This window comes from Faecalibacterium sp. 9, assembly GCF_048320955.1.
Classification (GTDB): domain Bacteria; phylum Bacillota; class Clostridia; order Oscillospirales; family Ruminococcaceae; genus Faecalibacterium; species Faecalibacterium wellingii.
Genome location: NZ_JBLWGB010000002.1, coordinates 285,804 through 300,166 on the forward strand (window position 1 = coordinate 285,804; position 14,363 = coordinate 300,166).

The following is a 14,363-nucleotide window of genomic DNA, read 5'->3' on the forward strand; positions in this document are numbered from 1 at the left end:
GATCGTGAATTTCTAAACGAACTTTCGGATTTTTGCCTGCATGAGAGGAGATTTTTGTCCTTTTTGTCTAAAGTATACAAGAATAAACACTAAATTCCGGCAAAGCGTCCATTGAAAAAAATGAACTGATATACTAGAATATAAGTACAAGAGCGCGGCACACGGTTGCGCGGAAAATGCAAAGCAAAAAATATAAAACAGGAGGATTTTCCTATGCCTATGAAAATGGGTTGGCGCTGGTATGGCGAGGGCAACGATCCCATCAGCCTGAGCGACATCAAGCAGATCCCCGGTGTGACCAGCATCGTCTGGGCGCTGCACGACAAAATGCCCGGTGAAATCTGGGAAGTGGACGAGATCCAGAAGGTAGCCGATCAGATCCACGCCTACGGCTTTGATATGGACGTGGTCGAGTCGGTCAATGTCCACGATGACATCAAGATCGGCCTGCCCACCCGCGACAAGTACATCGAGAACTATAAGCAGTGCATCCGCAACCTGTCCAAGTTCGGTGTCAAGGTCATCTGCTACAACTTCATGCCGGTGTTCGACTGGACCCGTACCGATCTGTTCCACCCCGTGGGCGACGGCTCCACTGCACTGTTCTATGAGAAGGATAAGATCAAGGGCGATTACAAGGCTATGGCTGAGTACATCATGTCCTTCACTGAGAAGTATAACATGACCTTCCCCGGTTGGGAGCCGGAGCGCATGGCAAAGCTGGACGAGCTGTTCAAGGCCTATGCTCCTGTCACCAAGGAAAAGCTCTGGGAAAATCTGAAGTACTTCCTGGAAGCACTGATGCCCACCTGCCATGAGTGCGGCATCAAAATGGCCATCCATCAGGACGATCCCCCTTGGGATATCTTCGGCCTGCCCCGTCTGCTGGTGGATGCTGAGAGCATCGACCGCTTCCTGAGCATGGTGGATGATCCGTACAACTGCCTGACCCTGTGCACCGGCAGCCTGAACGCAAACCCCAACAACAACTGTGCCGAGATCGTGCGCAAGCACTGCGACCGCATTGCCTTTGGTCACATCCGCAACATCCACCACTTCCCCAACGGTGACTTCTCCGAGGCTGCTCACCGCGACTGCTGCGGCGAGACCGGCATCATCGAGGTGCTGCGTGCTTACCATGACTGCGGCTTTGAGGGTTACATCCGTCCCGACCATGGCCGTCAGCTGTGGGAGGAAGGCCCCGGCAACTGCCGTCCCGGTTACGGCAAGTATGACCGTGCTCTGGGCGTCCAGTATATGCTGGGTGTCTGGGATCTGCTGGATCGTCTGGATGAAGAGAAAAAGAAGGGCTGATGAATATGAAGCTGTCTGAGATCAAAAATGGCAATCTGTCTGCCGAATGGGCAGAAAAGGGCTATGAGCTGCCCAAATTCGATATTGAGGCTGTCAAGGCCAAGACCCACGCCGAGCCCACCTGGGTGCACTTTGGTGCAGGCAACATCTTCCGCGCTTTCCCGGCTGCCATCCTGAACGATGCGCTGAACACCGGCAAGTATGACCGCGGTGTCATCGTGGCCGAGAGCTTCGACTACGAGATCATCGACAAGGCTTATCGTCCCTACGACAATATGAGCCTGCTGGTCTGCCTGAAGTCCACCGGCGAGATCGAGAAGAAGGTCGTGGCTTCCGTCACCGAGAGCCTGAAGGCTGACTACTCCTTCGGCGAGGACTGGGCACGTCTGGTGGAGATCTTCCAGAACCCCAGCCTGCAGATGATCTCCTTCACCATCACCGAGAAGGGCTACAGCGTTGCTCCTGCTGATCTGGAGCGCGGCCTGACCCCCGTGCTGGCTATGGGCAAGGTCACTGCTCTGCTGTACGAGCGCTTCAAGGCCGGCAAGCTGCCCCTGACCGTTCAGAGCATGGACAACTGCTCTCACAATGGCGATAAGGTTAAGAATGCTGTCCACACCTACGCCGCAAAGTGGGTGGAGCAGGGTCTGGTGCCCGCCGAGTTTCTGGCCTATGTGCAGGACGAGACCAAGATCACCTTCCCCTGGAGCATGATCGACAAGATCACCCCGCGCCCGGACGCCAAGGTGCAGAAGATGCTGGCTGACGACGGCTTTGAGGACAACTACACCATCGTCACCGAGAAGCACACCTTCACTGCACCCTTCGTCAACGCCGAGGAGACCCAGTACCTGTGCATCGAGGATCACTACACCAATGGCCGTCCTCCGCTGGAGCTGGGCGGTGTGCTGTACTGCAGCCGCGAGACCGTTGACAAGATCGAGAAGATGAAGGTCTGCACCTGCCTGAACCCCCTGCACACTGCCATGTCCATCTATGGCTGCATGCTGGGCTACACCCTCATCTCTGCCGAGATGGCAGACGAGGATCTGCGTGCTTTCATTCAGAAGATCGGCTATATCGAGGCCATGCCTGTGGTCGTTGATCCCGGCGTGCTGAACCCCTATGAGTTCATCGGCGCTGTCATCAACCGCCGTCTGCCCAACCCCTTCATGCCCGATGCTCCCCAGCGTATCGTAACCGATACCTCTCAGAAGCTGGCCATCCGCTTTGGTGAGACGATCAAGGCATACGAGGCACGTGGTCTGGACAAGAGCAACCTGATCCTGATCCCGCTGGTGCTGGCAGGCTATGCCCGCTACCTGAAGGGCATCGACGACAATGGTCAGGCCTTTGAGCCTTCTACCGATCCGCTGCTGGCTGAACTGCAGGCCATCGTTGCTCCGCTGGAGGTTAAGGAAGGCGAGCAGGACTTCAGCTGCCTGAAGAAGCTGTACAGCCGTGTTGACGTGTTCGGTGTGGATCTGTATGCCGTTGGTCTGGGCGAGAAGATCGAGTCCATGGCCAAGGAGCTGTTTGCAGGCCCCGGCGCTGTGCGCAAGACTCTGCACAAGTATACGCTGGCCCGTTGATCTGCTGACACAATAATTTAAGATATCTTCGCACCCGCGCTGCGCTTTGCTTTGCCGCAGCGTGGGTTTTTTATATACAAAAAAGAACTGCTGATATCTCATCAGCAGTTCTTTTTGCTTGTATGTATGCTGGATCTTATGCTTTTCGGCAGTCATGCAGCTTTTCCTTTGGCAGGATGCCGGTCAAAAACTGCCATACCGCTTCCATGCGGTCATTCAGTAAGTAGGCCTTTTCTTTTTCCACGTAGAGGTACACAGCGTTGTCTGTGCGGTAGGCACAGTAAAAATTGTCCCATGCGTGGCGGTTGGTGGGTTCGGGCTTGTCCTGCTGGCCGTACATCCACACGGCGATGCCGGTATCGGCCAGCTCCACGCGGTAGAAGGCCCGCGGCAGATGCATCTGCCGGATCTGTTTGGAAACGCTGTGAAAAAAAGAGTAAAAGTAGCTTGCCGGCAGGCCGATGCCCACAATGGCCAGCACAGCGGCCAGCAGCCCGGCGCCCGGGCGCTTGCCCAGCTGCGAAAGGCAGACGGCGGCAAAAGCCAGCATAATGGCGGCAAAAATGGCGGGACGCAGCCATGCTTTGCGGTGATGGAATGCGTCAAACACGGCAAAATCATGGAAGCCGGGTCCATCCATGGTGGTGGAAACGGAAATGGTATGGGACATAGAGTCGCCTCCTTTGTATTTATAGGCATCGTACCACAATTGTGCGGTTTAGGCAAGAGAAACCCGTACAAACCTTGCCAATCCGGCCCAATGCGTGGTAGAATAAACTATTATAAAACAAAGGGAGGCGGCAGGCATTGCAGCACCGCAAATGGCGTTTTACCCTCAAGCAGCGCATGGGCCTGTGTCTGGCAGCATTTTTTGCGGCCTTTGCCATGCAGCTCGCGCTCAATGGCTACCAGTCCAGAGCAGTGCAGGCGGTACAGGACGCGCAGATGGGCAGCTTCAATGCCATCAGCCGCTTTCAGGGCGGTGTGGAAAGCTCTATTTCCGTGCTGGAAAACTACCGCTGGGAGAACAGCGAAACGGACGAGCTCATGGAACGGCTTCAGTCTGCGTCCTCGACCTGCAATGCGTGGTTGTGGCGCATCGGCACCAGTCTGGAAGAGCTGGAGAATGTCAGTGATGAGCAGCGGGTTCTGTACGGCGCGGTGGATACCGTCTACCAGACCTATACCGGCCTGCTGGAAGAGCTGCAGAGCGACCTGCGCAGCGGGGATGATGCTGCAGCCTCGCAGCTTTACTATGCAAAGATCCTGCCCTGCGGGGATTATCTGAGCCAGTACACCCTGCAATTGCTGGAAACGGCCATTCTGGATGCACAGGGTTCCTACACCGTCATCTCGGCGCTGAACGAGCGCATTGTTTTGCTGCAGACGGTCGTGGTGGCCCTGTGCGTGGCTCTGGGCTGCGTCAGTGGCCTGATGGTCATGCGGCTGCTCACGCCGGTGCAGCAGATGATCGCAGCATCCCGCGCCATTGGCCGGAGCAAATTCGACATCCCGGATATCCCGCTGCCCAAGCAGCCGGAGATCGCTCAGCTGGCCGAGTCCTTCAACATCATGAAGCACTCCATGGCCCAGCAGGTGACCACCCTGCAGGAGAAAAACGAGATCGAGCGGGAGCTGCACCGCCAGAAGACCGAAGCACTGGAGCTGCAGAACCGCATGGAGCGCAGCCGGCTGCAGCAGCTGCGCAGCCAGATCGACCCGCACTTTCTGTTCAACACCCTGAATGTGATCCAGCAGACCGCCGGTACCGAGACGGCCTACCGTACGCAGGCGCTCATCATGGCGCTTTCGCACCTGCTGCGCTACAGCCTGATGAGCAACGATGAACAGGTGCCGCTTTCCCGCGAGGTGCGCATTGTGGATGAATACTATTCCATCTACCACGTCCGCTTTGGCGAGCGTGTGCGCATGGAGTGGCGCATTTCCGATTTGCTGGATCTAACCGAGACCATGGTGCCGTCCTTTATTTTGCAGCCTGTCGTGGAAAATGCTTTCAAGCACGGCATCTGCCCCAAAGAGGAGGGCGGTGTGGTGCGCATCCGGGTCAACCCGCTGCGGGAAAAACACCTGTTGTGCATCCGTGTAGTAGATAACGGCGTGGGCATCCAGCCGGAACAATTACAGCAGCTGCGCGGGGCGCTCAGTCAGCCCGGTGAGCGCTGGGAACATATTGGCATCTATAATGTGGCGGCCCGTCTGCGTCTGCTGGACCGGAACAGCCGCCTTGTGATACGGTCCCATCCGGGACGTGGTACGGCGGTGGTGCTGTACCTGCCATTGGTGGAAAATGAGGAGGAGTTTGAGGAATGATTCGTCTGTTGATCGCGGATGACGAAGTACTGGAAAGAGAAGCTCTGGAGGATATCGTTGCCCGCCGCTTTGAGCACGAGATCACCATTGAGACAGCCGAAAATGGCCGCAAGGCGGCAGATACGGCGGTGCTGTGGGGCGCAGACCTGATCCTGATGGATATTGAAATGCCCGGCATGAACGGTCTGGATGCGGCCCGTGCGGTGCTGGAACAGCGCCCGGAGTGCAAGGTAATCTTCGTCACGGCCTACAGCCTGTTCCAGTATGCCCACGAGGCCATGCATCTGGGCGCCTGTGATTACCTGCTCAAGCCGGTGAACCCGGACGAGGTGGAGGCATCGATCCGCAAGGCCATGCGCCAGATCGAAGCGGGCCGCCGCCTTGCCGAGCTGGCTCCGGTGGAGCCGGAGCCGGAAGCGGATCCGGAAAGCGATGCCGCCGAAGCAGGGGAGAATGACCGCAACGCACTGGTCATGGCCCACGTACGCAAGTACATGGAGGATAACTACATGTTCGACCTCTCACTGGACAGCGTGAGCGAGATCCTGCATATCAGCCCGGCGTATCTTTCCGCACAGTTCAAAAAATACCAGAAGACCAACTTTCTGGACTGCCTGACCGAACTGCGCATCAACGCCGCCAAGGAGTTGCTCACCGACCCGTTCCGTTCGGCAGCGGAGGTAGCTTCCATGGTGGGCTACGAGGATTCCAGTTATTTTGCCCGTACTTTTAAGAAGCGCACCGGCATGACGCCTACCCAGTACCGCAAAGAGGCGGCAAAGACGATTCGGGAGGCCCGCCTGTGACCCGCCGTCAGATGCTCACCGCCCTGTTCGGCGCGGCGGTGCTGACCCTGCCGATGGCCGGCTGCGGCCACCAGCCGGTACAGGACGAGCCGGGGGCAGAGCTGATCCTGCGCTATGCAGAGAACCAGCCGGAGGATTATCCTACTACGCAGGCAGCGCTGGCCTTTGCAGACCTTGTAGCCCAGCGCACCAATGGACGGGTCAAAGTGCTGGTGTACAGCGGGGGAGAGCTGGGCGCGGAGCAGAGCGTGATCCAGCAGATGCAGTTTGGCGGCATTGACTTCTCCCGCGTGTCCCTCAGCCAGCTGGCGGAGTACGAGCCGGCGCTGAGCGTATTGCAGCTGCCGTACCTTTACACCGACGCTGACCAGATGTGGCGCGTGCTGGATGGGACCATCGGCGACGAGTTCCTCTCCATGCTGGAGTCGCTGGAGCTGACGGGACTGTCATGGTTTGATGCCGGTGTGCGCAGCATCTACACCCGGCAGAAGGTGACAGGCCTTGCGGATCTGCAGGGCCTGACCATCCGCGTGCAGGAATCGGACATGATGAGCGAAATGATCACCGACCTCGGCGCAAAGCCGGTAAAGGTGGTGTACAGCAAGGTGTATGCCGCTCTGCACAACGGCGAGATCGATGGCGCGGAGAACAACTGGCCCAGCTACGAGGCCATGGGTCACTACGAGGTGGCACCGTATTTTCTGAAGGACGAGCACACCCGCGTGCCGGAAGTGCAGCTGGCAAGCCCCATGGTGATGGAAAAGCTGGCCGAACTGGGTGAGAGCTATCCGGAGATCATCCGCATGTGCGCCCGGGAGAGCGCCAAGGTGGAGCGGAAGCTCTGGGCGCAGCAGGAAGCGGAATCCGAAGAGAACATGCGTGCGGTCGGTATTGAAGTGACCGAGCTGGATGAGGCGGAAAAAGAAAAGTTCCGTGCGGCGGTTCAGCCCATGTACGACCTGTTTGCAGAGCAGAGCGGGCTTATCGCCCGCATCCAGCAGGCATAAGCCTCACAGCAAAGCCCGGAAAAGATGGGCAAAGGAATCAGGAAAACAGAATAAAGAACCGGCAAAGTGCTGTGTGCTCTGGACCCAAAAGGGGAGGGCATCCAGCACTTTGTTTTTCTATTGAATACAGGAATGTATCCATCTGTTAGTAAAAGGTGCACAAACAAAAAGTAAAGCGTTTGGCGTTTTTCACAAAAGAAATTCTGACATTTTTTCAAAAAACAGGACATTTTTTGAAAGCCCTTGTTTCAGTTAAAAAAATTTGCTAAAGTGTGTACAGTAAATGAACAGCATCCGGGCCCTGTGCAGGCCGTGCTGTTCGGGAGATTTAAGGAGGACTTACTTATGAAAAAGATTTCTCGTCGTAGCTTTCTGGCAGTCGCAGGTGCAGCTGCCGCTGCTGCTGCTCTGACCGCATGCGGCGGTTCCAGCAGCTCTACTGCTGCATCCACCGCTTCTTCTGCAGCTGCTTCCGCTGCTGGTGATGCTACTGCTGCTGCAAACGATCCCAAGGTGACTCTGGTTTACGCCGAGGTCAACCCGCTGGATACCATCGTTGGCCAGACCGCTACCCACTTCAAGGAGAAGGTAGAAGAGCTGACCGGAGGTTCCGTCGTCATCGATGTGCAGGCTTCCGGTGTTCTGGGCTCTGAGAACGACGTTCTGGACGCAATCCTGGGCGGTTCTACCTCCATCGATATGAGCCGTATCTCCGCTTTTGCACTGACCAGCTACGGCTGCAACAAGTCCAAGCTGCTGTCCATCCCCTTCACCTTCGAGAACCGCGCACACTTCTGGAACTTCGCCAACAGCGATCTGGCACCTGAGTTCCTGAACGAGCCTCAGGAGCTGGGCCTGCCCGTTCGTGGTGTCTTCTACGGCGAAGAGGGCTTCCGTCACTTCTTCACGGTCAACCCTGTTTCCGGCATTGATGATTTCAAGGGCTTGAAGCTGCGCGTGTCCAACGACCCCGTCATGAACGGCCTGGTCGAGGGTCTGGGCGCTAACCCCACCGTCGTTTCCTTCGGTGAGCTGTACAGCGCACTGCAGACCGGCGTTGTGGATGGTGCTGAGCAGCCCATCGCAAACTACAAGTCCAATGCATTCCCCGAGGTTGCTAACAACCTGATCCTGGACGGCCACACTCTGGGTGCTGTTCAGGCTGTTATCACCGATAACGCATGGGGCAAGCTGACCGAGAACCAGCAGGCTGCCATCATGGAGGCTGGTGCTGATACGCAGGCCTTCAATGCAGACCTGTCCGAGACCGCTGAGAACAAGGTCCTGGATGAGCTGAAGAGCTCCGGCTGCAATGTTGTGGATGTTGACGACAAGGCACCTTGGCAGGAGGCCTGCGCTAAGGTCATCAGCGAGAACACCTCCGATCAGGCTGAGCTGTATCAGCAGCTGCTGGACATGAAGGCATAATTGAAAAAGCCTTTCCTGTTCTGAGATAGTACATAGCCCGGCGGGGGACTACGGGATACGCCCGCAGACCTGCCGGTTTTTTTATATGGAGGAATTCATATGCCGAAAATCTTTACCACTCTGGATAAGATCAAGCCGGCGTACGACATCACCTACAAAGTGGTTCTGTTTATCTGCAAGCTGCTGCTGATCGCAGATATCCTCATCACTACCATGTCGGTCATCGGTCGTTACGTCTCGTTCATCCCGGACCCGGCATGGTCGGAAGAAGTTGTGCTGACCTGCATGAGCTACATGGCTGTGCTGAGTGCTGCTCTGGCCATCCGCCGCGGTGCCCATATCCGCATGACTGCGTTTGACGTGTATCTGCCCAAGATCGCCGTCAAGGTGCTGGATATTCTGGCCGACCTTGCCGTGTGCATTCTGGGCGTCATCATGATGGTGGTCGGCTGGAACTATGCCACCACTCTGGGCGGCCGTGGCTTCTACGTGTCCATGCCTTGGCTGAGCCGCTTCTGGATGTACTTCCCGGTGCCTCTGGCCGGTGTTGCCATGATCATCTTCGAGATCGAGGCACTGTACAACCACATCAAGAGCATTTTTGTAAAGGAGGAAGTGTAATATGACAGTTCAGACACTGGCAATCATTGTCCTTCTTGTCAGCTTCTTTGTAATGATCTTCCTGCGTTTCCCCATTGCATACGCCGTTGGCCTTTCCAGCGTGCTGTGCCTGATGGTGCAGGGACAGGCACTGACCGATGTCTGCCGTCTGATGGTCAAGGGCATCTCTTCCTTCAGCCTGATGGCCGTGCCGTTCTTCATCACCATGGGCGTGCTCATGGGCTCCGGCGGCATTTCTGAAAAGCTGATCGCTCTGGCTGACGCCTGTGTAGGCTGGATGCGCGGCGGCATGGCAATGGTCAACATCGTTGCATCCTACTTCTTCGGCGGCATTTCCGGTTCTGCATCTGCAGATACCGCTTCCATCGGTTCCATCATGATCCCCATGATGGTCGATCAGGGCTACGACGCCGACTTCTCCACCGCTGTTACCATCACCTCCTCCTGCGAGGGCCTGCTGGTTCCTCCGAGCCACAACATGGTCATTTATGCCACCACTGCCGGCGGCATCTCGGTCGGCAGCCTGTTCCTGGCAGGTTATCTGCCCGGCGCTCTGCTGGCCATCGTCCTGATGATCGGTTCCTACATCATCTCGGTCAAGGAGAATTACCCCAAGGGCTCTCCGTTCAGCATCAAGGGCTTCGTTAAGCAGCTGGGCACTTCCATCTGGGCACTGGCCGCTGTTGTCATCGTTGTGTTCGGCGTTGTTGGCGGTGTGTTCACCGCTACCGAATCTGCAGCTATTGCAGTTATCTACTCTCTGTTCGTGTCGGTGTTCATCTACAAGGGTCTGGACTGGAAGGGCGTCTGGCATGCACTGGATGAGTGCGTGAACACTCTGTCCATCGTGCTGATCCTGATCGCTACCTCTGCGGTCTTCGGCAACTGCCTGACCATGCTGCATGTGCCGGATCTGGCTGCAAATGCCATCACCAGCGTCACTGATAACCCCTACATCATTGCTCTGTTGATCGACCTGATCATTCTGATTCTGGGCTGCATCATGGATATGGCTCCCATCATCCTGATCGCTACCCCCATCCTGCTGCCCATCGCAACCTCCATCGGCATCGATCCCATCCAGTTCGGTATCATCGTGGTCCTGAACTGCGGCATCGGCCTGCTGACTCCTCCTGTCGGCGCTGTGCTGTTCATCGGCTCTGCCGTTGCAAAGCGCCCGATGGAAAAGGTCGTCAAGGCAACCCTGCCGTTCTACCTGTGCATGTTCGTTGCACTGCTGCTGCTGACCTTCGTGCCCGATATCAGCCTGGCGATCCCCAAGCTGCTGGGCGGCTACGTCAGCCCCATCACCAACCCGCTGGGCCCTGTGTTCATCCACTGATGGCCTGACGGTGTAAGGCAAACCTGCAAAAGTCCTCTGCATGAAAGTGCAGGGGGCTTTTTTGTATGCAAAAAACTTTATTTTCCCTCTTGCATTCTGTCGGAATCGTGCTATAATAGTAAGGCAATCGTTTCCAAGGCCGCTCGACGGGGTAGCCGATATTGAAGGTTGTGATGGGCACATACATTTACAATATGGCCCCGATAAGTCAGAACCAGAAATGAGGTGAAAAGAATGAAACAGGGTATCCATCCGAACTACGTTGACTGCACCATCACCTGCGCATGCGGCAACGTCATTAAGACTCGTTCCACCAAGCCTGAGATCCACGTCGAAGTTTGCTCCAAGTGCCATCCTTTCTACACTGGCAAGCAGAAGCTGGTTGACACCGGCGGACGTGTTGAGCGCTTCAACAAGCGTTTCGGCCGTAAGTAATTATGGTTTTCTGAGCACTGTTTCCTTTGGGAGACGGTGCTTTTTTGTTTTATTTTGTATACAAAAATGCAGATTTAATGATTCTTAAGAATTCTTTTGGCCTCTCACCACAGGATTGTCTCAATTTTTACACATTTTCCGTCTAAAATATACCAGCACTGAATTAGACGAATAAAGGAGCGTTTGCTGTGATCGAAGTATCTCATCTGAGCAAAAAGTATGGCACGCACCCTGCCATTGAGGATCTGTCCTTTACAGTGGGGGATGGTCAGATCTTCGGCTTGCTGGGGCCCAATGGTGCCGGAAAATCTACGATTATGAATATCCTCACCGGCTACCTTGCACCCACCAGCGGCGAAGTTAAGGTGGCGGGCTTCAGTCTGCCGGAACAGACGCAGCAGGCCAAGGCCTGTGTGGGCTACCTGCCCGAGCAGCCGCCACTCTATCCGGAAATGACCGTGCAGGAGTATCTGGACTTTGCGGCAGAGCTCAAGGGCGTCAAAAAGAAAGCAGAGCGCAAAGAACAGGTGCTGCGCGCCGCCCGCCGCACCGGGCTGGAGGATGTTCTGCCCCGGCTCATCCGCAGCCTGTCCAAGGGCTACCGCCAGCGTGTGGGCATTGCGCAGGCACTGCTGGGTGCGCCGCAGCTCATCATTCTGGATGAGCCCACCGTGGGACTTGACCCTGCGCAGGTCATTGAGATCCGCAGGCTCATTCAGGAACTGGGCAAGACCCATACGGTCATTCTGTCCAGCCACATCCTCAGCGAGGTGCAGGCGGTGTGCAGTCAGGTACTGATCCTGTCCAAGGGGCATCTGGTGGCGGTGGGCGCACCGGAACAGCTGGCCGGTATGCTGGATTCCGGCAGCCGGCTGCACGCCACCGTGCTGGGCGAAGGCAAGGCCGTGCTCAAAGCGGTGGGGGAGATTCCGGGCATCCGCAGGGTAGCGCTGGAAAGTGAAGCTGACGGTCAGGTGACTATTACCGCAGAAAGCGTGGATGCTGCCGACCGACGTGCTGAGGTATCCCGGGCTCTTTCGCGGGCCGGATGCACGGTGCTGGCCCTTGCCGCCGAGAGCAGGACGCTGGAAGAGATCTTCCTTGCCCTGACCAAGGGCGAGTCCGATCAAAACGATGAAGAAGAGGAGGGAAAGGCTGAATGATCGCCATTTTCAAACGCGAGGTCCGCAGCAGCTTTCATGGCATGATCGGCTATGTGCTCACAGCCTTTATGCTGGCAGCAACGGCCATCTATTTTATAGCCCTGAATCTGGGCTATGGCCTGACGGATTTTGGTTACTATACGCTGTACCGCACGGTTTTTGTGCTGCTTTTGTATATCCCGGTGCTGACCATGCGCTGCTTTGCGGAGGAACGCCGCACCCGCACCGACCAATTGCTGCTCACAAGTCCGGTATCCGTGTGGGGCATCGTGCTGGGCAAGTTTCTGGCACTGTGTGTCATTTTTGCGCTGCCGTGCCTTGTGGATGCAGTCATGATCCTGGTACTGGCTGCACTGGGTGCATCCGGCACTGCTACAGCGGCAAATTTTGCTGCACTGCTTTGCTATTTTCTTATGGGCTGTGCGGCCATTGCCATCGGCGTGTTTCTTTCCAGCCTGACCGAGAACCAGATCATTGCCGCCGTGGCAGGTGTGGCTGCGCTGCTTCTGGCCTATATGATGCCCAGCCTGCGCAACCTGTTTACTGCCGGCAGCGCGGTGGCGTTGGCCCTGTTTACCGCGGTCGCGGCAGTGCTCAGTGTGGTGGCTGGTCTGCGCACCCGCAGCTTCACGCTGGGCTGTCTGACCTTTGCAGGCTGCTGTGTGGTGCTGACGGCACTGTTCCTGCTGCAAAGCAGCTGGCTGACCGAAGCCTTCAGCGCAGTGCTCAGCGCGCTGTGTCTGTTCACTCCCTTTGAAGAGTTCGTCAACAACAGCTTTTCCATTCCGACACTGGTGTATTACCTCACCGTGATCGTACTATTTCTGTTTTTTACGGCGCAGGGACTGGAAAAACGCCGCTGGAACTGAGAGGAGGACAATGATATGAAAAAATTCAAGCTCACTTCCTCCGCAAACGGCAAAGTGTTCCGCAGCGGGCTGTATTCCACGGCCATTCTGGCGGCAGCGATCGTGCTGGCGGTACTGGTCAACCTGCTGGCAGGTGCGATCCCGTCCAAGTACACCGAGTTCGATCTCTCTGCCGCCAAGATGTACACTTTGGGCGACAGCTCCAGACAGCTGATGCAGAGCCTTGATCAGGATGTGACGGTCTACTACCTCTGCGAGACCGGCAGCGAAGACGCCATTGTGAGCAAGCTGCTGGATCACTATGCCGATGAGAGCAGCCGTTTCCACTGGGAACAGAAAGACCCCGCCCTCTATCCGGCCTTTGCGTCCCAGTACGGTGCAGAGAATGTATCCACCGGCAGCCTGATCGTGGTCAGCGGCGAGAACAGCGTGGTGCTGGACGCCGCTGAGCTCTACGAATACGACTACTCCGATTACTACACCACCGGCTCTGCAAATGTGACGTTTGCAGGCGAAAAGCAGATCAGTTCGGCCATCTACAAGCTGACCTCCGGGGCAGAAAGCCATGCCTTCTACACCACCAACCACGGTGAGCAGGCCCCTACTTCCTCGCTGACCGAAGCGCTGGAAGCCCAGAATATCGACCTGCAGCCGCTGGATCTGCTAACAGGCACCATCCCAGAGGACTGCGGGCTGCTGATCATCAATGCGCCTGCTTCGGATTTTGCCTCCGACGGTCTTGTGGACGAGATCGCGCAGCTGCAGGCCTATCTGGAAAACGGCGGCAAAGTGCTGCTGATGACCAGTGCCTTTGTCGATACGCCGAATCTGGACGCTGTAATGACACAGTTCGGCCTTGCCCGTGAGCCGGGCATCGTGGTGGAGGGCGATGCAGGCCATGCACTGTACGGCTACCCGTATTCGCTGTTTCCGGATCACGCCTCCGACGATGACGAAAGCACCGTTCTGGACGGTGTGAGCCAGAATACCCATGTCATGCTTTCGGTGGCACAGGGCATCACCATTGCCGAAACGGACGGCGTTACGGCAGAACCCTTGCTGAACACCACCGGGGACGCCTACAGCAAGCTGAACTATAATGAGGCGGCCACCACTGCCAAAGAATCCGGCGATACGGATGGCCCCTTTGCGCTGGCCGCGTGGGCACGCAATGAGTCTGCCGGTTCGGAGGTAATCTGGGTGGGCTGCCCCAATGTGGACAGTGAGCAGGTATACCAGTCCATCCCGGGCAACCTGACCTTCCTGCAGAGCTGCGCCGCTGCGCTGGTGGGACAGAGCATGCTCATCGATACAAAAGCACTGGAAGCAGCCCCCATCACAGTGGCAGCTTCCACTTCCATGGCGCTGGCCATGGTGTTCGTGTTCGTGCTGCCTGCAGCGGTGCTCATTGCGGGTGCCGTGTTCGTGCTGCTGCGCCGCCGCAGATAAGGGGGC

Annotated in this window: 13 protein-coding genes; 12 read left to right on the plus strand and 1 reads right to left on the minus strand. The window is 56.7% G+C overall.

The annotated features are described in order from the left end of the window. Nucleotides 1–213: 213 nt before the first annotated feature. Nucleotides 214–1,314, plus strand: coding sequence for a mannonate dehydratase (gene uxuA / locus ACKXF9_RS09885; RefSeq protein ID WP_418266066.1), 1,101 nt, complete (start codon nt 214–216; stop codon nt 1,312–1,314). A 5-nt stretch (nt 1,315–1,319) separates the two neighbouring features. Continuing rightward, entirely contained in the window at nt 1,320–2,906 is a 1,587-nt protein-coding gene (locus ACKXF9_RS09890; protein ID WP_418266376.1) for a mannitol dehydrogenase family protein, read from the plus strand. A 136-nt stretch (nt 2,907–3,042) separates the two neighbouring features. Here the strand turns inward: ACKXF9_RS09890 and ACKXF9_RS09895 are convergent, their stop codons facing one another. Further along, the gene (locus ACKXF9_RS09895) at nt 3,043–3,576 is read right to left on the minus strand and encodes a YcxB family protein (RefSeq protein WP_249236678.1); all 534 of its coding nucleotides are present in this window, start codon (nt 3,574–3,576) and stop codon (nt 3,043–3,045) included. A 137-nt stretch (nt 3,577–3,713) separates the two neighbouring features. Here ACKXF9_RS09895 and ACKXF9_RS09900 point away from each other — a divergent pair, with 137 nt between their 5' ends. The 10 genes from ACKXF9_RS09900 (at nt 3,714) to ACKXF9_RS09945 (ending at nt 14,357) form a co-directional block, all read left to right on the plus strand. Next, on the plus strand, nt 3,714–5,237 hold the full coding sequence (locus ACKXF9_RS09900) for a sensor histidine kinase (RefSeq protein ID WP_339394909.1): 1,524 nt from the start codon (nt 3,714–3,716) through the stop codon (nt 5,235–5,237). Further along, nucleotides 5,234–6,043, plus strand: a complete 810-nt coding sequence (locus ACKXF9_RS09905) for a response regulator transcription factor (protein WP_339394908.1) — start codon at nt 5,234–5,236, stop codon at nt 6,041–6,043. The genes ACKXF9_RS09900 and ACKXF9_RS09905 overlap by 4 nt, the downstream gene beginning before the upstream one ends. Then, nucleotides 6,040–7,050: a TRAP transporter substrate-binding protein gene (locus tag ACKXF9_RS09910; RefSeq protein WP_339394907.1), complete on the plus strand. Its 1,011-nt coding sequence runs from the start codon at nt 6,040–6,042 to the stop codon at nt 7,048–7,050. The genes ACKXF9_RS09905 and ACKXF9_RS09910 overlap by 4 nt, the downstream gene beginning before the upstream one ends. A 345-nt stretch (nt 7,051–7,395) precedes the next feature. Continuing rightward, on the plus strand, nt 7,396–8,478 hold the full coding sequence (locus ACKXF9_RS09915) for a TRAP transporter substrate-binding protein (RefSeq protein ID WP_339394906.1): 1,083 nt from the start codon (nt 7,396–7,398) through the stop codon (nt 8,476–8,478). 99 nt (nt 8,479–8,577) lie between these two features. Next, the gene (locus ACKXF9_RS09920; protein WP_097774911.1) at nt 8,578–9,099 is read left to right on the plus strand and encodes a TRAP transporter small permease; all 522 of its coding nucleotides are present in this window, start codon (nt 8,578–8,580) and stop codon (nt 9,097–9,099) included. Nucleotide 9,100: 1 nt separating this feature from the next. Then, entirely contained in the window at nt 9,101–10,441 is a 1,341-nt protein-coding gene (locus ACKXF9_RS09925; protein WP_339394905.1) for a TRAP transporter large permease, read from the plus strand. A 234-nt stretch (nt 10,442–10,675) separates the two neighbouring features. Continuing rightward, entirely contained in the window at nt 10,676–10,876 is a 201-nt protein-coding gene (gene rpmE, locus ACKXF9_RS09930) for a 50S ribosomal protein L31 (RefSeq protein WP_005926533.1), read from the plus strand. 188 nt (nt 10,877–11,064) lie between these two features. Continuing rightward, a complete protein-coding gene (locus ACKXF9_RS09935) occupies nt 11,065–12,039 on the plus strand; it encodes an ABC transporter ATP-binding protein (RefSeq protein WP_418266067.1) in 975 nt (324 codons plus the stop codon). Then, nucleotides 12,036–12,908, plus strand: a complete 873-nt coding sequence (locus tag ACKXF9_RS09940; RefSeq protein ID WP_418266068.1) for an ABC transporter permease — start codon at nt 12,036–12,038, stop codon at nt 12,906–12,908. The genes ACKXF9_RS09935 and ACKXF9_RS09940 overlap by 4 nt, the downstream gene beginning before the upstream one ends. Before the next feature lie 15 nt (nt 12,909–12,923). Further along, on the plus strand, nt 12,924–14,357 hold the full coding sequence (locus tag ACKXF9_RS09945) for a Gldg family protein (protein WP_418266069.1): 1,434 nt from the start codon (nt 12,924–12,926) through the stop codon (nt 14,355–14,357). Nucleotides 14,358–14,363 lie beyond the last annotated feature (6 nt).